The sequence below is a fragment of the Amycolatopsis camponoti genome, assembly GCF_902497555.1.
Taxonomy (GTDB): Bacteria; Actinomycetota; Actinomycetes; order Mycobacteriales; family Pseudonocardiaceae; genus Amycolatopsis; species Amycolatopsis camponoti.
Window position 1 is genome coordinate 1 of sequence record NZ_CABVGP010000006.1, and the last position, 23,858, is coordinate 23,858.

Genomic DNA, 23,858 nt, shown 5'->3' on the forward strand with positions numbered 1-23,858 from the left:
GAATATGTTGCCAGTAATCCGCAAATCACTACCGATGTTGCCGCATTTTTTCCAATCGTGCTTCTGGGAGCAGAAGCAGCAGATCCTGGCCTTGCTCCAGCAAATTTAGTTAGTCCGGACATGGGGGTAATTCTTAATTCTGCACGTAATCGCTGTTTGTCAGAATTACAATCTGATCTCAAGGCAGCACCTAAAACAGTCTTTAAACCGAATGTAGATTTGACACATTTGACAAATTATTTAAAAAAACAGTCTATTGAGAATATGACACCTAGTGTGCCGCTGCTAATTGTACAAGGTGATAAAGACCAGCTTGTAGATTACCGTGGTACTTATGCTTACTATCAGCAAGTATGTAAGAATCAAAAACCTATTGCCTTTCACCCAGTCAAGAATGGAGATCATCGTGACTCTTTAAGACAAAGTGAATTCCTGATTGGAAGCTTTATCAATTCAGTTGAACAAGGGAAAACTATCAATACCTGCAATTCAAAATGATACGGTAGGCTTAGGATTTTGAACTCAAAATAAAGCTATACAGTAGAAGATTAAAATATTTCGAGTTTTAATATATAAATGGAAATAAATCAAAATGATGCCGCAAAGGTTATTATCCCTGACGAATAAAGTAGCACTTGTAACAGGCGGTGCAGCAGGTATTGGGAAAGCCAGCGCTCTCATTCTTGCTCAAGCAGGCTCGGACGTTATGATTGCCGATTTAAATTTAGACGCAGCTAAACATACAGCTGAAGAAATCAAGAAGTTGACTGGACGCAACATAGAATATGTTGCATGCAATATTCTGCAAGATGATCAATTGGTCAATGCAGTGAATAAAACAATCGAAACCTTTGGTCACATTCACATCTTAGTGAACAATGCTGGTGGTGGTGGCGGTGGCCGTGAATCTCCTGATCAAATTAGCGTAGATACTATAGAACGTGATTTTCAGCTTAATGTGTTTGCTGCTTGGCGATTGTGTCAACTCGTCGCACCGCATATGAATAAAGCTGGTGACGGCTCAATCATAAATATCAGCTCTATGAGTTCAATTAACAAAAGCCCTGCTATGAGCGGATATGCATCATCAAAAGCAGCGTTAAATCATATGGTCGCTAATTTGGCACATGATTTTGGTCCGAATATACGTATTAATGCTGTAGGACCTGGAGCGATTCGTACCGCAGCATTAGAAAAAGTACTGAAGCCTGAGATTGAAAAAACAATGCTCTCCCATACACCATTACAACGATTAGGTGAACCGGAAGATATTGCGAGAGCTGTGCTATTCTTTGCCTCACCTATTTCATCATGGATTTCTGGACAAACCTTATTTGTAAATGGTGGTGGTGTACAAACACTTGATTAAAGAGTGGCTGTCTAAAACCTAAAACTCTTATAATTTTAATATAAGGTGCAATCTGTATTTGGATGTATAACAACAAGCCTAAAGCTGCTACACAGGTCTCAATTCCCCCCCATTTAACATAATGGATATTATACGAAGTACACTTGTATATGAATATAAATATCAAATACTTAATAAAACCAGAAAAATCTAAAAATGCCCAAAAAGCCGACTTTGAAACAAGTCGGCTTTTTTATGAGCAGTTTTGATACTTCTTGCCAATAATTTTGACTAAAAATTACACGAATCTGGTTGAGTGATACAATTTTGTGATACATTATTGTATATACAAATTTGAATGTTTTTTATGGAACAGTATTTTGAATGGGATGAGGCTAAGAATCGAAAGAATCAGAAAAAGCATGATATCTCTTTCGAAACTGCAAGCCTTGTTTTTGAAGATCCATTACGGATCTCAATCCAAGACAGACATACCAATGGTGAAGAACGTTGGCAAACCATTGGACGAGTTAAAGGCGTACTAATGTTATTGGTGGCTCACACCATTTTTGATGAAGATGACTGTGAAATCATCCGAATCATTAGTGCAAGGCAAGTCACTAAAGCGGAGCGAAACAAATATGAGCATGGTTAGATACTCACGCAAAGAGCTAAATGAGAAATTTGGTGAGAAGCAAGATGCTGAAATTCAACGCTTGCTTGCTAAAGGCACGGTTCCTGATGATCAGCTAGATCTATCAGATATTCCTGAAATTACAGACTGGAGCAATGCTGTACGCCAAAATCAATTTTACCGCCCAGTAAAGCAACAAACTTCAATTCGGTTAGATGCTGATGTACTTGCTTGGTTCAAAGCACAAGGCAAAGGTTATCAAACACGTATGAATGAAATTTTACGAGATGCTATGCTAAAAGAATTAAAAAATCATCAATAAAAATGGTAGCTTAGGCTCCCATTTTTGACTTCATTTTTAGGGGGGGATTACCATTCAAAAATTTAAATAGTAGATTTTATAAATTTTCAAGTGTTATATTATAACATAACATTAAATTTGGTTGTTTTATGCTAAATAAAAGTAAACTATTTTTAGCTTTAATTACTTTAGGGGCCTCGAAAATTTTATTGGCAGCTGAAGGGCCTGTTACTACCTTAAATACAATAGTATTAACTGCACAATCTGATGAGTTAGGGTCTGAGCTGTTAGGCAAAAGTCTAAATGTTAGTAATCAGTTTATTGATACTAGTAAACTTAAACAGCGTTCGACAACTCTAGGGGATGCCTTGGGTACGGAATTAGGAATTCATTCTAATCAATATGGAGGTGGAGCATCTGCTCCTATTATTCGTGGGCAGGAAGGAAAACGTATTAAAGTTTTACAGAATAATGCTGACGTGTTGGATATGTCTAATATGTCTCCAGATCACGCTGTCACAGTTGAACCAAGTTTAGCTAAGTCTATTGAAATTATACGTGGTGCAAGTACCCTTTTGTATAGTTCAAATAGTGCGGCAGGGGTAGTCAATGTCATTGACTATAAAATTCCAACCCAAATGCCTCAAGACGGATTAGAGGGTAACACTACATTACGTTTTAATACTGGCAGTAATGAGAAGTTGACCACAGCAGGTGTAACAGTTGGCTTAAGCCCACGTGTAGCTTTACGGGCAGAAGGGTTATATCGTAATGCTGGTAACTATAAAACTCCTCATTACCAGTCTAGCTCTTATAATTCTTTAGAAGATCTTGAAAACCAAAACATTGTTTATAAAAATTTAAAATACTTACCAGAAAGCTGGGCAGAGTCAAGATTAGGTACGCTCGGATTATCCTGGATAGACGATAATACTTATTTAGGAGTTTCTTATACACATCGTCATGATGAATATGGTTTACCAGCCCATAGCCATTTATATGAAGGTTGTGGTGCCTCTGCAATCAGTATCAATACAAGAATTAGTGGATTAAAAAATTATCTTTTATATTATCCTCAATTGATGGAAGAGCAAGATATTAATTATGTAAATCCACGTCCTGATTGTCATCAGCATAATCATATTCATGAAACTACTTTCTCTCATAATGCTCCTTATATTGACTTAAATACTCGACGTTATGATATGCGTGGAGAATTCACTCAACCATTTACCGGTATTGACAAAATTCGTACCTCATTGAGTTATATAGATTATTTTCACAATGAACTCGAGGGAGATAAGATTACTAACTTTTTTAAAAATACAGGAAAAGTAGGCCGCATAGAGTTATCACATCAGCCATTAGGGGAATTAACTGGTATATTGGGGCTACAATATTTGGAACAGGATAATAGTGCTTTATCACCAGTCCATTCTCAAGAAGGCCATACCACCTATCTAGATACTCAGCAGCTATTAAATCGAAATGTCACTAAAAACTTTAGTGTATTTGGCCTAGAAAAATATAACTGGAACGACTTTACTTTCGAACTAGGTGCTCGTATAGAAAAGCAGAAAGTTAGTATGGATTATGATATAGAAAAAATTAAAGATTCAATGAAACCTTGGCCTAATAAATATAACAGTCCTTATGTAGAAAAAAATAATAAAATCAGGGCTCAAAATTTAAAATCTATTTTAGAAGCTGTTCAACCTAACAAAGAAACAGCTTTTTCTTATGCAGGTACAGTCCACTGGAGATTTGCTCCAAATTATATCTTATCATTAACAGGTACACATCAAGAAAGATTACCTAATGCACAAGAAATGTATACTCATGGTATGCATCTCGCTACTAATTCTTTTGAAATAGGTAACCGCTTTCTAAGAAAAGAGAAATCCAATAATTTAGAAATCAGTCTGGCCTATAAGGATGATTTACTTGATTATCAAATCAGTACTTACTATTATGATTTTGATAACTATATATATTTACAGACACTCAATGAAGTTTTAGGAACTACAAAAGTTAGAGATCAGCATACACTACGTATTAATCATTATAGCCAGTCTGCTGCTAATTTTTATGGATTAGAGGGCAACATAGGGTATCAATTTAATTCTGTTTATCACGGCTCTCTTTTTGGAGATTATGTGAAAGGCCGTTTAACAAATTTACCTGATGCTGTAATTGCATACGATATCTGGAATAGAGAACCGACTTTAGCTCCCCAAAAGGATCGTTACACTCCTAGATTACCTCCTGCTCGTTTGGGTGCAGCTAAAGCTTCGAATTTTGATGAATCGCTTAAAGGTGAAATAGAATATTATCGAGTCTTTAAACAAGATAATATTTCTAAATTTGAGCAGGTTACATCAGGTTATAATATGCTTAATATGACTTTAGCATATAAAAATAAGCTATCTCACACAGAATATGATTTATTCTTTAAAGCGAATAATTTACTTGATCAGAAAGTCTATGCCCATGAAACATTTTTGCCATATATTCCCCAAATTGGAAGAAATTTTAGTTTAGGCTTAAATCTTAATTTCTAGATAAGATACTGTAATCTTCTAAGAAAATTTCTTAGAAGATTTTTCTTATAAAATGATTAGATTAATAATTAAGCTTTTAAGATTAGGAATAAATGAATGTCTTTTTTTAAAAAAAACATCACTAATACTTTAAACTTATTTGATATTTTTATATTAACCTTAATTTTTTTTGGTCAAGCAATATACCAATCAACAGAAGAATTTTTGAATTCATCTGATTATGGAGATACTGCTTTAATTAGCTCATATGATTTGAAAATAGCAAATTATTGGGGAATAGGTTTTGAGCTCTTAAGCCTAGGAATAGCAGCTATTTACTTATTTATACGTCATTTTAATTTTCGATTATTTAATTTCAATATTAATAGATATACTATACCATTAACATTAATTTTTATTTTAACCGCAGATATAATTGCCAGTTTATATGACTATTTATCATTTAATTTTTTTTCAATACTTCCAAAAAAGGTTAATACAGATAATATAGATTTTTCATGGTCAGTAGATTTTATTTTTTATTCATTATTAAATGGATTTTATGAAGAATTTTTTTTCTTGGGTATATTATTTTTTATTTCAAAAAAATATTATCCTATAATGTATATTTATAGTCTTTTGATTCGATTTAGTTTCCATACCTATCAAGGTATTTCTGATGCATTAGCAATCACCACTCTAGGTATTGTATTTATAATTTTCCGGCAAAGATTCTATAGTCTTATCCCTTTTATGCTTGCTCATGCATTTTTTGATGTATTTGGCTTAGGAGTTCTAGGGACTTTTCTGTACTGAACCAGTAATTTTAATTAAAAAAATGAAAATACAAGTATGTTTACAAATAGATATAAATTATAGATAAGAAATTAATTTAGAAGACTAGAGACATCAGTTAAGTTTCCGGGTTAAGCTAGATTTAATTGGTTATGTGCATACTAATCCAATCCTGGGCTTTTTGTTCAATCTCATCATTGGCCGAGAACATACTTGGATTCGTAAGCCTGATATTTTCCTGACAACTTCCACTGGCAAAGTAGTATGCAAAAAGTTGTACATTTTGTCTATTTTCACAAAGCGTACATGGCTTTGAAAGCTGAATAATATTATCTGACACTACTTTACCCTCTTATAGTTATCATCTGCATATGAATAACCTTTAGCTTGTATCATTCTAACCTCATCTTTAGAAGCGCCATTTTTCATTAAGAGCCACAACATCATGAAATATAGTCCAGAAAAGTCTTCATAGTATTTTTCAGAAAAATTATTATCTTCCTCAAAATCATCTATTCGCTTTTCTAATCGATTCACCAGATCCTCAATACGATCGGCTTGCTGTTTAACAGCAATAGATTGAAAATCATTGGTCAAAATTTTACTGAATAATTTACTGGTTCTGATTCCTTCTGAATTAGCCAATTGATCGTAGAATTCTGCTACTTGTGGATCTAACCTGACTGCATAAGTTTTGACTTTTTCGCCCATAAATTACACCTCTTATTAAAATTAGATTTTGTACAAAATTAAATATATATAATTCAACTAATTAAATAAAAAATAATAGGTAGATTACGTACAAACCTATTTGTACAGAATTAATTTATTTTAAAACAAAAACTTATTTAAATATAATGCTTTTTTTATGTACAACAATGAGTACATAATTTTTATTAAATTTATCAATACTTTATCTAAAAAAAGTATGGTTTTCATGTACAAGCATGTGCACAGCATAAAAAACATATAATTCAACTACTTATTCTAAAAAAATACTATTTTTCTGTACACGTTTCTGAAACCCTAAAAAATCGCTGAAATCCTTATCCTGTAAGGCTTTGAAGGGTTTCATCGTTAGATGCGTGGTGTGTGACAAAAAAATCCCGGCATGTGCCGGATCTTGGATTGGAAAATTGGCTAAAGTGACGTAGGGCCGGTGCTTGGTTTTGCATGGAAAAAAGTATTTATTTCCTTGTTTAGAAAAACGTAAAAATCAATTTTTTGTCCATTCATCCAGGTTAAAAATTTCAACCTAAAATTTTAATTATGAAAAGCTTCACAGAAAGCGTTCAAATGCGATTTAAGAGCCTTTACCTAAAAAACATAGGTTCCATAGTTAAAAACAGAAAACAGCTCAAAAAACGCAAATGAGCACGAAATAAAGAGGGATTTTGACTTTAGATAGATGCATAGAGCGAGTGTCTACGAGCGAACTATCAAAATTTGCGCCTAGACCCTCTGAAAAACATTTTTTTGTCCTTTTTAGCCTAAGAAAGCGTAAGTTTCATACAGAAATTTGCTCCTGGATCGAGCGTAGCGAGTAAAAAAGTTTTATGAGCGAAGCGAATTCCGAGTTGCTTTTGCTTTTTCTTAAAGTCACGCAAGTATTAACCAAAAAATTGCCCCAACGAACTGAGCGAAAGCGAAGTTCAATAGAGTTTGAGCGAAGCGAAAACCAAGGGCAATTTTTCATTCCCTGGGCTTTTAATTATTTTAAATTTTTTAAATGCTTTTAAATGGCTTGAAAGCCTTATGAATAAAGGGTTTTAGCTCTTATATGTCCACGTTTACCTTGCAATATGTCCACGTTTACCTTGCAATATGTCCACGTTTACCTTGCAATATGTCCACGTTTACCTTGCATTAGTACACAAATAATATTAACGTGTACTTATACACAATAAAAAAATAGTGGCTATGAGAGATTTAGTTGTAAAAGACAATGCCTTAATCAACGCAAGCTATAACTTAGACTTAGTAGAACAACGTTTAATTTTATTGGCTATTGTTGAAGCAAGGGAAAGTGGGAAAGGGATTAATGCAAATGATCCATTAGAAGTTCATGCAGATAGTTATATCAATCAATTTGGTGTACACCCGTAATACAGCTTTATCAAGCCTTGAAAAGATGCTTGTAAGGATTTATTCCTTGCGTCAATTTAGCTATCAAGAAAAAAGCTAATGGGAATATCGAATATTGTTATGAGTCGTTGGGTATCTCAAATTGCTTATAACGACAATGAAGCAACTGTAGACTTAATATTTGCACCTGCTGTTGTTCCCTTCATAACCCGACTGGAAGAACAATTTACTAAATATGAATTACAGCAAGTTAGTAGTCTTAGTAGCGCTTATGCCATTCGCTTATATGAGCTTCTAATTCAGTGGCGAAGCACTGGTAAAACCCCAACCATAGAACTACAAGAATTTAGAAAGAAGTTAGGCGTTCTTGATAATGAATATTTACGGATGGCTCATTTAAAAGAGCGTGTTTTAGAGCTTTCAATTAAACAAATAAATGAGCATACGGATATAACTGTAAAATATGAACAGCATAAAAGAGGACGTTCTATTTCAGGATTTTCTTTTACCTTTAAACAGAAGAAGAAGGATAGCCCATCAATAGAAAGAGATCCGAACACTTTGGAGCTTTTTTCAAAGATGACCGATGCTCAACGGCATATGTTTGCAAATAAACTTTCAGAACTCCCTGAAATGGGTCGCTATTCACAAGGAACAGAAAGCTACCAACAGTTTGCTGTACGTATTGCTGAGATGCTACAAGATCCCGCTCAATTCAAAGAGCTATACCCATACCTAAAAAAAGTGGGATACATGCCATCAAATAAAAAGGACACCGTAAATGGCTAAGTTATCACTAAGTGAAGTATCTAAAAAATTTCATGTGGATAGATCAACCATTTACAGAGCTGTACGTAATGGACGCTTATCACGCTCCAGTGATGGACAATTCGATCTAGCAGAGGTCATACGATGCTTTGGAGAACCTGAGCAAACATCTCAAAAAATTGAATCATCTAAGCAAGAAGGTGATGAATCTACAAAAAAACTTATTGCCCATTTAGAAAATGAAGTCAAAAAATACCAAGAACGTGAAGAACGGTTAATGCAACAAATTGACCGTATGCAAACACTCATTGAGCTGAAAAGTGTTGCACCTGCCACAGCAGCACCACACCAAGATGCTACGGCATGCGACACCAAGATGCCACAGCATGCGACAACACAACAAGACACTGATAACAAAAAGAATAATGAATTAAATATTGCAGAAAATGTAGCAGTGCCACAGCAAGAAACTACGGCATACCACACCCAAACGCTACAGCATGCCACGTTGCAAAGTGTGGCAGTGCCACAACACAAAAAACGTGGTTTATTTGGCCGTGTGCTGAATGCCGTCTTTGATAATGACTGAGCAATAAGGGTGAAAGATCATGCCGAAACTGAAAGACATTGCCCTGGGAATTATTGTGGCTCCGCTGCTGATTCCGATCATGCTGATTGCATCGTACCAGGATAAAAAGGCGCTAAAGAAAGACCAAAATAAACGCCAAAAGAAAAAGACCAGGCATCCTGATTATTCAATTGAGCTAATCAAAGTGTGGAACATTGATGAAATAATAGGCGTGGAACGTAAAAGTCAAAAAAGCGAACAGGGATGCTCGGGCTATAAACTAGAAACTACAGCGTTGAATTATAAGGATAATTATACAGCATTTCGTATAAGGTGTATTATGTTATTTTTAGGAAGTCTTTAGAGTTGGCCTTCAAGTAACTGACCTATTTCTAACCTGGTATAGCCACGTTCTTTAAAGATCAAAATAATTGCTTTTTTATAATCTTCAGAAGTAGAAGTCTTATATTTAATTATCAGTTGATTCTCGGAATTCAGCTCAAGATCATTTTTGATGGTCAATACTTCGCTAGAGATCTTATTAAAGATATTTAGGTTAAACATACAGGCTCTCGTCATCCGTATTATAGCGGCCCGACTATAACGAATACCTGTCTTAGCTACGCTAGACACCCTTAGCCGCAAGGATTACAAATTAAGAAAAATTCTGCAAGTTTCTGCCAATTGAAAGAATAAATAATATCTCCCAAATGCCATCCATTTAACATAATGGCGGTTATACGAAGTCGACTTGTAATGCAATTTGCATTACAGTACTCCTAGTACATTAAATAACTGGGAGATATGATGGCTACTGTTAACTTCAGGGTCGATGAAGCCCTTAAAGAAAAATCCTATTCCATCCTTAAAGAACAAGGTATTGCACCTACAGATTTCTTTACTAGTATTCTTGAGTATGTTGCTACGACTGGGAAACTACCTGTCAAAAAAGCTTTGCTTTCAGAAGAAGATGAAGAATTGTTAGCTCTTGTCCGTAAGCGCATTAATGACCCTAAAGAGATGTTTGAGGAAGTCACATTAGATGACTTATAAGCTTTTACGTCACAAGGACTTTACAGCAGAATGGGAAAAACTCCCTGTTGCTATACGGGATCAATTTAAGAAGAAACTAGCCAAAGTCATAGAGCAGCCACATATTCCAAAGAATATGCTGAGAGGCGATCTTGCAGGTTGCTATAAAATTAAATTATTAAAAGCTGGTGTCAGACTTGTCTATCAAGTTAAAGATGATCAGGTAGTTATCTTGCTCATCACAGTCGGGAAACGAGCTGATAGCATAGTTTATGACGAAGCTAAAAAGCGCATTAAAGACTAAAAATGGGAGCTTATAGCTCCCATTTTTTGACTTCGTATAACGTGTATTATGTTAATTTTAGGAAAATTTTATAATCTTTATGAAAGTAACATAATAAAATAAGCCTTAAATCATCACCATAAAACTTAGGCTCATACCGAATTTTTAATACTTTGTTTAGAAAGCTAGATAAAGCTGATACATTAAAAATGATATTATAAAAAAGATGGTGCCAGTAATGAAAATTAAACATCCCATTTTAAAATTGGTCCTAAGCTGCCTTGGCTTAACTTCAACATGCGTAATAGCCTCTCCTGTATTTCCAAATAACAATAAAGTCCAAACGTCTAATATCTCCAGCAAAACGCCAGGAACAATTTTATCTATACAAGAAGAGAATACCGGTCTATTTACGAATGCTTCACAGCGGTTCTTAATCACTTATCGTAGTCGCGGAGTACAGTCTGAGCCAATTGTCACTTCAGGATATCTTTTACTGCCTAAAGCTAAAGTTCCTCAAGGAGGTTGGCCTGTCCTTGTTTGGGCTCATGGCACAACTGGTGTAGCAGATACTTGTGCCCCTTCCGGAGATTATGCCGGTGGCCCAGTCCATGTCTATCAACAAATTGCTGCGAAAGCACTAAATGCCTGGCTAGCCCGTGGATATGCAGTTATCGCACCTGATTATCAGGGGTTAGGTACTCCAGGTGGACATCCATATATGAATGCACAAAGTCAGCTGCACACTGTCGTGGATGCTGTCCGGGCCACCCATCATTTACAACCCTATAAGTTTAGTAAAAACTGGTATGTAATGGGGCATAGCCAAGGCGGTGCAGCATCTCTGAAGGTTGCAGCGGACGGTCAGAAAGACGCACCTGAATTTAATCTGCGTGGAGCAATAGCACTCGCACCAGGTGGGTATCAATATGAGGGAATTGCTGAATATGTTGCCAGTAATCCGCAAATCACTACCGATGTTGCCGCATTTTTTCCAATCGTGCTTCTGGGAGCAGAAGCAGCAGATCCTGGCCTTGCTCCAGCAAATTTAGTTAGTCCGGACATGGGGGTAATTCTTAATTCTGCACGTAATCGCTGTTTGTCAGAATTACAATCTGATCTCAAGGCAGCACCTAAAACAGTCTTTAAACCGAATGTAGATTTGACACATTTGACAAATTATTTAAAAAAACAGTCTATTGAGAATATGACACCTAGTGTGCCGCTGCTAATTGTACAAGGTGATAAAGACCAGCTTGTAGATTACCGTGGTACTTATGCTTACTATCAGCAAGTATGTAAGAATCAAAAACCTATTGCCTTTCACCCAGTCAAGAATGGAGATCATCGTGACTCTTTAAGACAAAGTGAATTCCTGATTGGAAGCTTTATCAATTCAGTTGAACAAGGGAAAACTATCAATACCTGCAATTCAAAATGATACGGTAGGCTTAGGATTTTGAACTCAAAATAAAGCTATACAGTAGAAGATTAAAATATTTCGAGTTTTAATATATAAATGGAAATAAATCAAAATGATGCCGCAAAGGTTATTATCCCTGACGAATAAAGTAGCACTTGTAACAGGCGGTGCAGCAGGTATTGGGAAAGCCAGCGCTCTCATTCTTGCTCAAGCAGGCTCGGACGTTATGATTGCCGATTTAAATTTAGACGCAGCTAAACATACAGCTGAAGAAATCAAGAAGTTGACTGGACGCAACATAGAATATGTTGCATGCAATATTCTGCAAGATGATCAATTGGTCAATGCAGTGAATAAAACAATCGAAACCTTTGGTCACATTCACATCTTAGTGAACAATGCTGGTGGTGGTGGCGGTGGCCGTGAATCTCCTGATCAAATTAGCGTAGATACTATAGAACGTGATTTTCAGCTTAATGTGTTTGCTGCTTGGCGATTGTGTCAACTCGTCGCACCGCATATGAATAAAGCTGGTGACGGCTCAATCATAAATATCAGCTCTATGAGTTCAATTAACAAAAGCCCTGCTATGAGCGGATATGCATCATCAAAAGCAGCGTTAAATCATATGGTCGCTAATTTGGCACATGATTTTGGTCCGAATATACGTATTAATGCTGTAGGACCTGGAGCGATTCGTACCGCAGCATTAGAAAAAGTACTGAAGCCTGAGATTGAAAAAACAATGCTCTCCCATACACCATTACAACTTGGGGTCCAGGTGAACCGGAAGATATTTGCGAGAGCTGTGCTATTCTTTGCCTCACCTATTTCATCATGGATTTCTGGACAAACCTTATTTGTAAATGGTGGTGGTGTACAAACACTTGATTAAAGAGTGGCTGTCTAAAACCTAAAACTCTTATAATTTTAATATAAGGTGCAATCTGTATTTGGATGTATAACAACAAGCCTAAAGCTGCTACACAGGTCTCAATTCCCCCCCATTTAACATAATGGATATTATACGAAGTACACTTGTATGAATATAAATATCAAATACTTAATAAAACCAGAAAAATCTAAAAATGCCCAAAAAGCCGACTTTGAAACAAGTCGGCTTTTTTATGAGCAGTTTTGATACTTCTTGCCAATAATTTTGACTAAAAATTACACGAATCTGGTTGAGTGATACAATTTTGTGATACATTATTGTATATACAAATTTGAATGTTTTTTATGGAACAGTATTTTGAATGGGATGAGGCTAAGAATCGAAAGAATCAGAAAAAGCATGATATCTCTTTCGAAACTGCAAGCCTTGTTTTTGAAGATCCATTACGGATCTCAATCCAAGACAGACATACCAATGGTGAAGAACGTTGGCAAACCATTGGACGAGTTAAAGGCGTACTAATGTTATTGGTGGCTCACACCATTTTTGATGAAGATGACTGTGAAATCATCCGAATCATTAGTGCAAGGCAAGTCACTAAAGCGGAGCGAAACAAATATGAGCATGGTTAGATACTCACGCAAAGAGCTAAATGAGAAATTTGGTGAGAAGCAAGATGCTGAAATTCAACGCTTGCTTGCTAAAGGCACGGTTCCTGATGATCAGCTAGATCTATCAGATATTCCTGAAATTACAGACTGGAGCAATGCTGTACGCCAAAATCAATTTTACCGCCCAGTAAAGCAACAAACTTCAATTCGGTTAGATGCTGATGTACTTGCTTGGTTCAAAGCACAAGGCAAAGGTTATCAAACACGTATGAATGAAATTTTACGAGATGCTATGCTAAAAGAATTAAAAAATCATCAATAAAAATGGTAGCTTAGGCTCCCATTTTTGACTTCATTTTTAGGGGGGGATTACCATTCAAAAATTTAAATAGTAGATTTTATAAATTTTCAAGTGTTATATTATAACATAACATTAAATTTGGTTGTTTTATGCTAAATAAAAGTAAACTATTTTTAGCTTTAATTACTTTAGGGGCCTCGAAAATTTTATTGGCAGCTGAAGGGCCTGTTACTACCTTAAATACAATAGTATTAACTGCACAATCTGATGAGTTAGGGTCTGAGCTGTTAGGCAAAAGTCTAAATGTTAGTAATCAGTTTATTGATACTAGTAAACTTAAACAGCGTTCGACAACTCTAGGGGATGCCTTGGGTACGGAATTAGGAATTCATTCTAATCAATATGGAGGTGGAGCATCTGCTCCTATTATTCGTGGGCAGGAAGGAAAACGTATTAAAGTTTTACAGAATAATGCTGACGTGTTGGATATGTCTAATATGTCTCCAGATCACGCTGTCACAGTTGAACCAAGTTTAGCTAAGTCTATTGAAATTATACGTGGTGCAAGTACCCTTTTGTATAGTTCAAATAGTGCGGCAGGGGTAGTCAATGTCATTGACTATAAAATTCCAACCCAAATGCCTCAAGACGGATTAGAGGGTAACACTACATTACGTTTTAATACTGGCAGTAATGAGAAGTTGACCACAGCAGGTGTAACAGTTGGCTTAAGCCCACGTGTAGCTTTACGGGCAGAAGGGTTATATCGTAATGCTGGTAACTATAAAACTCCTCATTACCAGTCTAGCTCTTATAATTCTTTAGAAGATCTTGAAAACCAAAACATTGTTTATAAAAATTTAAAATACTTACCAGAAAGCTGGGCAGAGTCAAGATTAGGTACGCTCGGATTATCCTGGATAGACGATAATACTTATTTAGGAGTTTCTTATACACATCGTCATGATGAATATGGTTTACCAGCCCATAGCCATTTATATGAAGGTTGTGGTGCCTCTGCAATCAGTATCAATACAAGAATTAGTGGATTAAAAAATTATCTTTTATATTATCCTCAATTGATGGAAGAGCAAGATATTAATTATGTAAATCCACGTCCTGATTGTCATCAGCATAATCATATTCATGAAACTACTTTCTCTCATAATGCTCCTTATATTGACTTAAATACTCGACGTTATGATATGCGTGGAGAATTCACTCAACCATTTACCGGTATTGACAAAATTCGTACCTCATTGAGTTATATAGATTATTTTCACAATGAACTCGAGGGAGATAAGATTACTAACTTTTTTAAAAATACAGGAAAAGTAGGCCGCATAGAGTTATCACATCAGCCATTAGGGGAATTAACTGGTATATTGGGGCTACAATATTTGGAACAGGATAATAGTGCTTTATCACCAGTCCATTCTCAAGAATGCATTACCACCCTATCTAGATACTCAGCGGCTATTAAAACGTCGAGAATGTCGCTTCGCTTTAATTAGTAATTTGGCCTAGAAAAATATAACTGGAACGACTTTACTTTCGAACTAGGTGCTCGTATAGAAAAGCAGAAAGTTAGTATGGATTATGATATAGAAAAAATTAAAGATTCAATGAAACCTTGGCCTAATAAATATAACAGTCCTTATGTAGAAAAAAATAATAAAATCAGGGCTCAAAATTTAAAATCTATTTTAGAAGCTGTTCAACCTAACAAAGAAACAGCTTTTTCTTATGCAGGTACAGTCCACTGGAGATTTGCTCCAAATTATATCTTATCATTAACAGGTACACATCAAGAAAGATTACCTAATGCACAAGAAATGTATACTCATGGTATGCATCTCGCTACTAATTCTTTTGAAATAGGTAACCGCTTTCTAAGAAAAGAGAAATCCAATAATTTAGAAATCAGTCTGGCCTATAAGGATGATTTACTTGATTATCAAATCAGTACTTACTATTATGATTTTGATAACTATATATATTTACAGACACTCAATGAAGTTTTAGGAACTACAAAAGTTAGAGATCAGCATACACTACGTATTAATCATTATAGCCAGTCTGCTGCTAATTTTTATGGATTAGAGGGCAACATAGGGTATCAATTTAATTCTGTTTATCACGGCTCTCTTTTTGGAGATTATGTGAAAGGCCGTTTAACAAATTTACCTGATGCTGTAATTGCATACGATATCTGGAATAGAGAACCGACTTTAGCTCCCCAAAAGGATCGTTACACTCCTAGATTACCTCCTGCTCGTTTGGGTGCGGCTAAAAAGCTACGTTTTGATGAATCGCTTAAAGGTGAAATAGAATATTATCGAGTCTTTAAACAAGATAATATTTCTAAATTTGAGCAGGTTACATCAGGTTATAATATGCTTAATATGACTTTAGCATATAAAAATAAGCTATCTCACACAGAATATGATTTATTCTTTAAAGCGAATAATTTACTTGATCAGAAAGTCTATGCCCATGAAACATTTTTGCCATATATTCCCCAAATTGGAAGAAATTTTAGTTTAGGCTTAAATCTTAATTTCTAGATAAGATACTGTAATCTTCTAAGAAAATTTCTTAGAAGATTTTTCTTATAAAATGATTAGATTAATAATTAAGCTTTTAAGATTAGGAATAAATGAATGTCTTTTTTTAAAAAAAACATCACTAATACTTTAAACTTATTTGATATTTTTATATTAACCTTAATTTTTTTTGGTCAAGCAATATACCAATCAACAGAAGAATTTTTGAATTCATCTGATTATGGAGATACTGCTTTAATTAGCTCATATGATTTGAAAATAGCAAATTATTGGGGAATAGGTTTTGAGCTCTTAAGCCTAGGAATAGCAGCTATTTACTTATTTATACGTCATTTTAATTTTCGATTATTTAATTTCAATATTAATAGATATACTATACCATTAACATTAATTTTTATTTTAACCGCAGATATAATTGCCAGTTTATATGACTATTTATCATTTAATTTTTTTTCAATACTTCCAAAAAAGGTTAATACAGATAATATAGATTTTTCATGGTCAGTAGATTTTATTTTTTATTCATTATTAAATGGATTTTATGAAGAATTTTTTTTCTTGGGTATATTATTTTTTATTTCAAAAAAATATTATCCTATAATGTATATTTATAGTCTTTTGATTCGATTTAGTTTCCATACCTATCAAGGTATTTCTGATGCATTAGCAATCACCACTCTAGGTATTGTATTTATAATTTTCCGGCAAAGATTCTATAGTCTTATCCCTTTTATGCTTGCTCATGCATTTTTTGATGTATTTGGCTTAGGAGTTCTAGGGACTTTTCTGTACTGAACCAGTAATTTTAATTAAAAAAATGAAAATACAAGTATGTTTACAAATAGATATAAATTATAGATAAGAAATTAATTTAGAAGACTAGAGACATCAGTTAAGTTTCCGGGTTAAGCTAGATTTAATTGGTTATGTGCATACTAATCCAATCCTGGGCTTTTTGTTCAATCTCATCATTGGCCGAGAACATACTTGGATTCGTAAGCCTGATATTTTCCTGACAACTTCCACACAGCATCAATCCTGCAAAAAGTTGTACATTTTGTCTATTTTCACAAAGCGTACATGGCTTTGAAAGCTGAATAATATTATCTGACACTACTTTACCCTCTTATAGTTATCATCTGCATATGAATAACCTTTAGCTTGTATCATTCTAACCTCATCTTTAGAAGCGCCATTTTTCATTAAGAGCCACAACATCATGAAATATAGTCCAGAAAAGTCTTCATAGTATTTTTCAGAAAAATTATTATCTTCCTCAAAATCATCTATTCGCTTTTCTAATCGATTCACCAGATCCTCAATACGATCGGCTTGCTGTTTAACAGCAATAGATTGAAAATCATTGGTCAAAATTTTACTGAATAATTTACTGGTTCTGATTCCTTCTGAATTAGCCAATTGATCGTAGAATTCTGCTACTTGTGGATCTAACCTGACTGCATAAGTTTTGACTTTTTCGCCCATAAATTACACCTCTTATTAAAATTAGATTTTGTACAAAATTAAATATATATAATTCAACTAATTAAATAAAAAATAATAGGTAGATTACGTACAAACCTATTTGTACAGAATTAATTTATTTTAAAACAAAAACTTATTTAAATATAATGCTTTTTTTATGTACAACAATGAGTACATAATTTTTATTAAATTTATCAATACTTTATCTAAAAAAAGTATGGTTTTCATGTACAAGCATGTGCACAGCATAAAAAACATATAATTCAACTACTTATTCTAAAAAAATACTATTTTTCTGTACACGTTTCTGAAACCCTAAAAAATCGCTGAAATCCTTATCCTGTAAGGCTTTGAAGGGTTTCATCGTTAGATGCGTGGTGTGTGACAAAAAAATCCCGGCATGTGCCGGATCTTGGATTGGAAAATTGGCTAAAGTGACGTAGGGCCGGTGCTTGGTTTTGCATGGAAAAAAGTATTTATTTCCTTGTTTAGAAAAACGTAAAAATCAATTTTTTGTCCATTCATCCAGGTTAAAAATTTCAACCTAAAATTTTAATTATGAAAAGCTTCACAGAAAGCGTTCAAATGCGATTTAAGAGCCTTTACCTAAAAAACATAGGTTCCATAGTTAAAAACAGAAAACAGCTCAAAAAACGCAAATGAGCACGAAATAAAGAGGGATTTTGACTTTAGATAGATGCATAGAGCGAGTGTCTACGAGCGAACTATCAAAATTTGCGCCTAGACCCTCTGAAAAACATTTTTTTGTCCTTTTTAGCCTAAGAAAGCGTAAGTTTCATACAGAAATTTGCTCCTGGATCGAGCGTAGCGAGTAAAAAAGTTTTATGAGCGAAGCGAATTCCGAGTTGCTTTTGCTTTTTCTTAAAGTCACGCAAGTATTAACCAAAAAATTGCCCCAACGAACTGAGCGAAAGCGAAGTTCAATAGAGTTTGAGCGAAGCGAAAACCAAGGGCAATTTTTCATTCCCTGGGCTTTTAATTATTTTAAATTTTTTAAATGCTTTTAAATGGCTTGAAAGCCTTATGAATAAAGGGTTTTAGCTCTTATATGTCCACGTTTACCTTGCAATATGTCCACGTTTACCTTGCAATATGTCCACGTTTACCTTGCAATATGTCCACGTTTACCTTGCATTAGTACACAAATAATATTAACGTGTACTTATACACAATAAAAAAATAGTGGCTATGAGAGATTTAGTTGTAAAAGACAATGCCTTAATCAACGCAAGCTATAACTTAGACTTAGTAGAACAACGTTTAATTTTATTGGCTATTGTTGAAGCAAGGGAAAGTGGGAAAGGGATTAATGCAAATGATCCATTAGAAGTTCATGCAGATAGTTATATCAATCAATTTAGTGTACACCGTAATACAGCTTATCAAAACCTTAAAAGATGCTATGGGGTTATTCAGCGGAAATCAATTTAGCTACTTATCAAGAGAAAAAAGCTAGTAGGAATATCCGAAATATTATGAGTCGTTGGGTATCTCAAATTGCTTATAACGACAATGAAGCAACTGTAGACTTAATATTTGCACCTGCTGTTGTTCCCTTCATAACCCGACTGGAAGAACAATTTACTAAATATGAATTACAGCAAGTTAGTAGTCTTAGTAGCGCTTATGCCATTCGCTTATATGAGCTTCTAATTCAGTGGCGAAGCACTGGTAAAACCCCAACCATAGAACTACAAGAATTTAGAAAGAAGTTAGGCGTTCTTGATAATGAATATTTACGGATGGCTCATTTAAAAGAGCGTGTTTTAGAGCTTTCAATTAAACAAATAAATGAGCATACGGATATAACTGTAAAATATGAACAGCATAAAAGAGGACGTTCTATTTCAGGATTTTCTTTTACCTTTAAACAGAAGAAGAAGGATAGCCCATCAATAGAAAGAGATCCGAACACTTTGGAGCTTTTTTCAAAGATGACCGATGCTCAACGGCATATGTTTGCAAATAAACTTTCAGAACTCCCTGAAATGGGTCGCTATTCACAAGGAACAGAAAGCTACCAACAGTTTGCTGTACGTATTGCTGAGATGCTACAAGATCCCGCTCAATTCAAAGAGCTATACCCATACCTAAAAAAAGTGGGATACATGCCATCAAATAAAAAGGACACCGTAAATGGCTAAGTTATCACTAAGTGAAGTATCTAAAAAATTTCATGTGGATAGATCAACCATTTACAGAGCTGTACGTAATGGACGCTTATCACGCTCCAGTGATGGACAATTCGATCTAGCAGAGGTCATACGATGCTTTGGAGAACCTGAGCAAACATCTCAAAAAATTGAATCATCTAAGCAAGAAGGTGATGAATCTACAAAAAAACTTATTGCCCATTTAGAAAATGAAGTCAAAAAATACCAAGAACGTGAAGAACGGTTAATGCAACAAATTGACCGTATGCAAACACTCATTGAGCTGAAAAGTGTTGCACCTGCCACAGCAGCACCACACCAAGATGCTACGGCATGCGACACCAAGATGCCACAGCATGCGACAACACAACAAGACACTGATAACAAAAAGAATAATGAATTAAATATTGCAGAAAATGTAGCAGTGCCACAGCAAGAAACTACGGCATACCACACCCAAACGCTACAGCATGCCACGTTGCAAAGTGTGGCAGTGCCACAACACAAAAAACGTGGTTTATTTGGCCGTGTGCTGAATGCCGTCTTTGATAATGACTGAGCAATAAGGGTGAAAGATCATGCCGAAACTGAAAGACATTGCCCTGGGAATTATTGTGGCTCCGCTGCTGATTCCGATCATGCTGATTGCATCGTACCAGGATAAAAAGGCGCTAAAGAAAGACCAAAATAAATTGCCAAAAGACCAGGCATCCCTGATTATTCAGTCGAACAATCAAAAGTGTGGAACATTACAGTAAATAATGGAAAACGATGGAGACGTAAAAGTCATAAAAAACGGAGGATATCGCCAGGCTACTCAAACGCTTCGAAACTAGCGTTGAATTATAAGGATAATTATACAGCATTTCGTATAAGGTGTATTATATTATTTTAGGAAGTCTTTAGAAGTTGGCCTTCAAGTAACTGACCTATTTCTAACCTGGTATAGCCACGTTCTTTAAAGATCAAAATAATTGCTTTTTTATAATCTTCAGAAGTAGAAGTCTTATATTTAATTATCAGTTGATTCTCGGAATTCAGCTCAAGATCATTTTTGATGGTCAATACTTCGCTAGAGATCTTATTAAAGATATTTAGGTTAAACATACAGGCTCTCGTCATCCGTATTATAGCGGCCCGACTATAACGAATACCTGTCTTAGCTACGCTAGACACCCTTAGCCGCAAGGATTACAAATTAAGAAAAATTCTGCAAGTTTCTGCCAATTGAAAGAATAAATAATATCTCCCAAATGCCATCCATTTAACATAATGGCGGTTATACGAAGTCGACTTGTAATGCAATTTGCATTACAGTACTCCTAGTACATTAAATAACTGGGAGATATGATGGCTACTGTTAACTTCAGGGTCGATGAAGCCCTTAAAGAAAAATCCTATTCCATCCTTAAAGAACAAGGTATTGCACCTACAGATTTCTTTACTAGTATTCTTGAGTATGTTGCTACGACTGGGAAACTACCTGTCAAAAAAGCTTTGCTTTCAGAAGAAGATGAAGAATTGTTAGCTCTTGTCCGTAAGCGCATTAATGACCCTAAAGAGATGTTTGAGGAAGTCACATTAGATGACTTATAAGCTTTTACGTCACAAGGACTTTACAGCAGAATGGGAAAAACTCCCTGTTGCTATACGGGATCAATTTAAGAAGAAACTAGCCAAAGTCATAGAGCAGCCACATATTCCAAAGAATATGCTGAGAGGCGATCTTGCAGGTTGCTATAAAATTAAATTATTAAAAGCTGGTGTCAGACTTGTCTATCAAGTTAAAGATGATCAGGTAGTTATCTTGCTCATCACAGTCGGGAAACGAGCTGATAGCATAGTTTATGACGAAGCTAAAAAGCGCATTAAAGACTAAAAATGGGAGCTTATAGCTCCCATTTTTTGACTTCGTATAACGTGTATTATGTTAATTTTAGGAAAATTTTATAATCTTTATGAAAGTAACATAATAAAATAAGCCTTAAATCATCACCATAAAACTTAGGCTCATACCGAATTTTTAATACTTTGTTTAGAAAGCTAGATAAAGCTGATACATTAAAAATGATATTATAAAAAAGATGGTGCCAGTAATGAAAATTAAACATCCCATTTTAAAATTGGTCCTAAGCTGCCTTGGCTTAACTTCAACATGCGTAATAGCCTCTCCTGTATTTCCAAATAACAATAAAGTCCAAACGTCTAATATCTCCAGCAAAACGCCAGGAACAATTTTATCTATACAAGAAGAGAATACCGGTCTATTTACGAATGCTTCACAGCGGTTCTTAATCACTTATCGTAGTCGCGGAGTACAGTCTGAGCCAATTGTCACTTCAGGATATCTTTTACTGCCTAAAGCTAAAGTTCCTCAAGGAGGTTGGCCTGTCCTTGTTTGGGCTCATGGCACAACTGGTGTAGCAGATACTTGTGCCCCTTCCGGAGATTATGCCGGTGGCCCAGTCCATGTCTATCAACAAATTGCTGCGAAAGCACTAAATGCCTGGCTAGCCCGTGGATATGCAGTTATCGCACCTGATTATCAGGGGTTAGGTACTCCAGGTGGACATCCATATATGAATGCACAAAGTCAGCTGCACACTGTCGTGGATGCTGTCCGGGCCACCCATCATTTACAACCCTATAAGTTTAGTAAAAACTGGTATGTAATGGGGCATAGCCAAGGCGGTGCAGCATCTCTGAAGGTTGCAGCGGACGGTCAGAAAGACGCACCTGAATTTAATCTGCGTGGAGCAATAGCACTCGCACCAGGTGGGTATCAATATGAGGTACTTGAATATGTTGCCAGTAATCCGCAAATCACTACCGATGTTGCCGCATTTTTTCCAATCGTGCTTCTGGGAGCAGAAGCAGCAGATCCTGGCCTTGCTCCAGCAAATTTAGTTAGTCCGGACATGGGGGTAATTCTTAATTCTGCACGTAATCGCTGTTTGTCAGAATTACAATCTGATCTCAAGGCAGCACCTAAAACAGTCTTTAAACCGAATGTAGATTTGACACATTTGACAAATTATTTAAAAAAACAGTCTATTGAGAATATGACACCTAGTGTGCCGCTGCTAATTGTACAAGGTGATAAAGACCAGCTTGTAGATTACCGTGGTACTTATGCTTACTATCAGCAAGTATGTAAGAATCAAAAACCTATTGCCTTTCACCCAGTCAAGAATGGAGATCATCGTGACTCTTTAAGACAAAGTGAATTCCTGATTGGAAGCTTTATCAATTCAGTTGAACAAGGGAAAACTATCAATACCTGCAATTCAAAATGATACGGTAGGCTTAGGATTTTGAACTCAAAATAAAGCTATACAGTAGAAGATTAAAATATTTCGAGTTTTAATATATAAATGGAAATAAATCAAAATGATGCCGCAAAGGTTATTATCCCTGACGAATAAAGTAGCACTTGTAACAGGCGGTGCAGCAGGTATTGGGAAAGCCAGCGCTCTCATTCTTGCTCAAGCAGGCTCGGACGTTATGATTGCCGATTTAAATTTAGACGCAGCTAAACATACAGCTGAAGAAATCAAGAAGTTGACTGGACGCAACATAGAATATGTTGCATGCAATATTCTGCAAGATGATCAATTGGTCAATGCAGTGAATAAAACAATCGAAACCTTTGGTCACATTCACATCTTAGTGAACAATGCTGGTGGTGGTGGCGGTGGCCGTGAATCTCCTGATCAAATTAGCGTAGATACTATAGAACGTGATTTTCAGCTTAATGTGTTTGCTGCTTGGCGATTGTGTCAACTCGTCGCACCGCATATGAATAAAGCTGGTGACGGCTCAATCATAAATATCAGCTCTATGAGTTCAATTAACAAAAGCCCTGCTATGAGCGGATATGCATCATCAAAAGCAGCGTTAAATCATATGGTCGCTAATTTGGCACATGATTTTGGTCCGAATATACGTATTAATGCTGTAGGACCTGGAGCGATTCGTACCGCAGCATTAGAAAAAGTACTGAAGCCTGAGATTGAAAAAACAATGCTCTCCCATACACCATTACAAC

Annotated in this window: 25 protein-coding genes and 2 pseudogenes; 25 read left to right on the forward strand and 2 right to left on the reverse strand. The window is 35.4% G+C overall.

Going from position 1 to position 23,858, the window contains the following annotated elements; translation table 11 throughout:
- The 6 genes from AA23TX_RS51065 to AA23TX_RS51090 all read left to right on the forward strand — a co-directional run.
- The coding region (locus tag AA23TX_RS51065) for an alpha/beta hydrolase family protein (RefSeq protein WP_196425985.1) at positions 1 to 498 on the forward strand (498 nt) is incomplete at its 5' end.
- Positions 499 to 592: 94 nt separating this feature from the next.
- Positions 593 to 1,369, forward strand: coding sequence for a glucose 1-dehydrogenase (locus tag AA23TX_RS51070; RefSeq protein WP_000982809.1), 777 nt, complete (start codon positions 593 to 595; stop codon positions 1,367 to 1,369).
- Between the two features lie 346 nt (positions 1,370 to 1,715).
- Positions 1,716 to 2,003 carry a BrnT family toxin gene (locus AA23TX_RS51075; protein WP_000438826.1) on the forward strand — a complete coding sequence of 96 codons (288 nt, stop codon included), beginning with the start codon at positions 1,716 to 1,718 and terminating at the stop codon, positions 2,001 to 2,003.
- Positions 1,990 to 2,304, forward strand: a complete 315-nt coding sequence (locus AA23TX_RS51080) for a BrnA antitoxin family protein (protein ID WP_061855757.1) — start codon at positions 1,990 to 1,992, stop codon at positions 2,302 to 2,304. Before AA23TX_RS51075 ends, AA23TX_RS51080 begins: the two co-directional genes overlap by 14 nt.
- Before the next feature lie 128 nt (positions 2,305 to 2,432).
- On the forward strand, positions 2,433 to 4,844 hold the full coding sequence (gene znuD2, locus AA23TX_RS51085; protein ID WP_155549987.1) for a TonB-dependent receptor ZnuD2: 2,412 nt from the start codon (positions 2,433 to 2,435) through the stop codon (positions 4,842 to 4,844).
- 96 nt (positions 4,845 to 4,940) lie between these two features.
- A complete protein-coding gene (locus AA23TX_RS51090) occupies positions 4,941 to 5,639 on the forward strand; it encodes a CPBP family glutamic-type intramembrane protease (protein ID WP_000007662.1) in 699 nt (232 codons plus the stop codon).
- A 318-nt stretch (positions 5,640 to 5,957) separates the two neighbouring features.
- Here the strand turns inward: AA23TX_RS51090 and AA23TX_RS51095 are convergent, their stop codons facing one another.
- Positions 5,958 to 6,329: a hypothetical protein gene (locus tag AA23TX_RS51095; protein WP_000504218.1), complete on the reverse strand. Its 372-nt coding sequence runs from the start codon at positions 6,327 to 6,329 to the stop codon at positions 5,958 to 5,960.
- Positions 6,330 to 7,538: 1,209 nt separating this feature from the next.
- Between AA23TX_RS51095 and repM (AA23TX_RS51100) the strand changes: the two are divergent.
- The 11 genes and pseudogenes from repM (AA23TX_RS51100) (at position 7,539) to AA23TX_RS51155 (ending at position 16,946) form a co-directional block, all read left to right on the forward strand.
- Positions 7,539 to 8,492: pseudogene (gene repM, locus AA23TX_RS51100) on the forward strand (replication initiation protein RepM).
- Positions 8,485 to 9,060 carry a plasmid replication DNA-binding protein gene (locus tag AA23TX_RS51105; protein WP_001096616.1) on the forward strand — a complete coding sequence of 192 codons (576 nt, stop codon included), beginning with the start codon at positions 8,485 to 8,487 and terminating at the stop codon, positions 9,058 to 9,060. Before repM (AA23TX_RS51100) ends, AA23TX_RS51105 begins: the two are co-directional and overlap by 8 nt.
- 19 nt (positions 9,061 to 9,079) lie before the next feature.
- Positions 9,080 to 9,403, forward strand: a complete 324-nt coding sequence (locus tag AA23TX_RS51110) for a hypothetical protein (RefSeq protein WP_155549989.1) — start codon at positions 9,080 to 9,082, stop codon at positions 9,401 to 9,403.
- 443 nt (positions 9,404 to 9,846) lie between these two features.
- On the forward strand, positions 9,847 to 10,092 hold the full coding sequence (locus AA23TX_RS51120) for a type II toxin-antitoxin system RelB/DinJ family antitoxin (RefSeq protein WP_000246756.1): 246 nt from the start codon (positions 9,847 to 9,849) through the stop codon (positions 10,090 to 10,092).
- Positions 10,082 to 10,375, forward strand: a complete 294-nt coding sequence (locus AA23TX_RS51125) for a type II toxin-antitoxin system RelE family toxin (protein ID WP_000221358.1) — start codon at positions 10,082 to 10,084, stop codon at positions 10,373 to 10,375. The genes AA23TX_RS51120 and AA23TX_RS51125 overlap by 11 nt, the downstream gene beginning before the upstream one ends.
- Positions 10,376 to 10,580: 205 nt before the next feature.
- Positions 10,581 to 11,795 (forward strand): alpha/beta hydrolase family protein, encoded by a 1,215-nt coding sequence (locus AA23TX_RS51130; protein WP_000249391.1) that lies wholly within the window; start codon positions 10,581 to 10,583, stop codon positions 11,793 to 11,795.
- A 94-nt stretch (positions 11,796 to 11,889) separates the two neighbouring features.
- A complete protein-coding gene (locus AA23TX_RS51135) occupies positions 11,890 to 12,672 on the forward strand; it encodes an SDR family oxidoreductase (RefSeq protein ID WP_230863162.1) in 783 nt (260 codons plus the stop codon).
- Between the two features lie 344 nt (positions 12,673 to 13,016).
- Positions 13,017 to 13,304, forward strand: coding sequence for a BrnT family toxin (locus AA23TX_RS51140; protein ID WP_000438826.1), 288 nt, complete (start codon positions 13,017 to 13,019; stop codon positions 13,302 to 13,304).
- On the forward strand, positions 13,291 to 13,605 hold the full coding sequence (locus tag AA23TX_RS51145; protein WP_061855757.1) for a BrnA antitoxin family protein: 315 nt from the start codon (positions 13,291 to 13,293) through the stop codon (positions 13,603 to 13,605). The genes AA23TX_RS51140 and AA23TX_RS51145 overlap by 14 nt, the downstream gene beginning before the upstream one ends.
- A gap of 128 nt (positions 13,606 to 13,733) precedes the next feature.
- Positions 13,734 to 16,151, forward strand: a pseudogene (gene znuD2, locus AA23TX_RS51150) (TonB-dependent receptor ZnuD2).
- A gap of 96 nt (positions 16,152 to 16,247) precedes the next feature.
- Positions 16,248 to 16,946 carry a CPBP family glutamic-type intramembrane protease gene (locus AA23TX_RS51155; protein WP_000007662.1) on the forward strand — a complete coding sequence of 233 codons (699 nt, stop codon included), beginning with the start codon at positions 16,248 to 16,250 and terminating at the stop codon, positions 16,944 to 16,946.
- A 318-nt stretch (positions 16,947 to 17,264) separates the two neighbouring features.
- Here AA23TX_RS51155 and AA23TX_RS51160 read toward each other — a convergent pair whose 3' ends face one another.
- A complete protein-coding gene (locus tag AA23TX_RS51160; RefSeq protein WP_000504218.1) occupies positions 17,265 to 17,636 on the reverse strand; it encodes a hypothetical protein in 372 nt (123 codons plus the stop codon).
- Positions 17,637 to 18,845: 1,209 nt separating this feature from the next.
- On the opposite strand from AA23TX_RS51160, the gene AA23TX_RS51270 reads away from it, so the two are divergent.
- The 8 genes from AA23TX_RS51270 to AA23TX_RS51200 all read left to right on the forward strand — a co-directional run.
- A complete protein-coding gene (locus AA23TX_RS51270) occupies positions 18,846 to 19,088 on the forward strand; it encodes a RepB family plasmid replication initiator protein (RefSeq protein WP_277875505.1) in 243 nt (80 codons plus the stop codon).
- Entirely contained in the window at positions 19,055 to 19,801 is a 747-nt protein-coding gene (repM, locus tag AA23TX_RS51165; protein ID WP_277875506.1) for a replication initiation protein RepM, read from the forward strand. The genes AA23TX_RS51270 and repM (AA23TX_RS51165) overlap by 34 nt, the downstream gene beginning before the upstream one ends.
- Positions 19,794 to 20,369, forward strand: a complete 576-nt coding sequence (locus AA23TX_RS51170; protein ID WP_001096616.1) for a plasmid replication DNA-binding protein — start codon at positions 19,794 to 19,796, stop codon at positions 20,367 to 20,369. The genes repM (AA23TX_RS51165) and AA23TX_RS51170 overlap by 8 nt, the downstream gene beginning before the upstream one ends.
- Positions 20,370 to 20,388: 19 nt before the next feature.
- Positions 20,389 to 20,568: a hypothetical protein gene (locus AA23TX_RS51175; protein ID WP_155549990.1), complete on the forward strand. Its 180-nt coding sequence runs from the start codon at positions 20,389 to 20,391 to the stop codon at positions 20,566 to 20,568.
- A 592-nt stretch (positions 20,569 to 21,160) separates the two neighbouring features.
- On the forward strand, positions 21,161 to 21,406 hold the full coding sequence (locus AA23TX_RS51185) for a type II toxin-antitoxin system RelB/DinJ family antitoxin (protein ID WP_000246756.1): 246 nt from the start codon (positions 21,161 to 21,163) through the stop codon (positions 21,404 to 21,406).
- Positions 21,396 to 21,689 (forward strand): type II toxin-antitoxin system RelE family toxin, encoded by a 294-nt coding sequence (locus AA23TX_RS51190; protein ID WP_000221358.1) that lies wholly within the window; start codon positions 21,396 to 21,398, stop codon positions 21,687 to 21,689. Before AA23TX_RS51185 ends, AA23TX_RS51190 begins: the two co-directional genes overlap by 11 nt.
- A gap of 205 nt (positions 21,690 to 21,894) precedes the next feature.
- Positions 21,895 to 23,106, forward strand: coding sequence for an alpha/beta hydrolase family protein (locus tag AA23TX_RS51195; RefSeq protein WP_230863163.1), 1,212 nt, complete (start codon positions 21,895 to 21,897; stop codon positions 23,104 to 23,106).
- A 94-nt stretch (positions 23,107 to 23,200) separates the two neighbouring features.
- Positions 23,201 to 23,858, forward strand: a 658-nt coding sequence (locus AA23TX_RS51200; RefSeq protein ID WP_230863164.1) for an SDR family NAD(P)-dependent oxidoreductase, incomplete at its 3' end; no start/stop codon positions are given.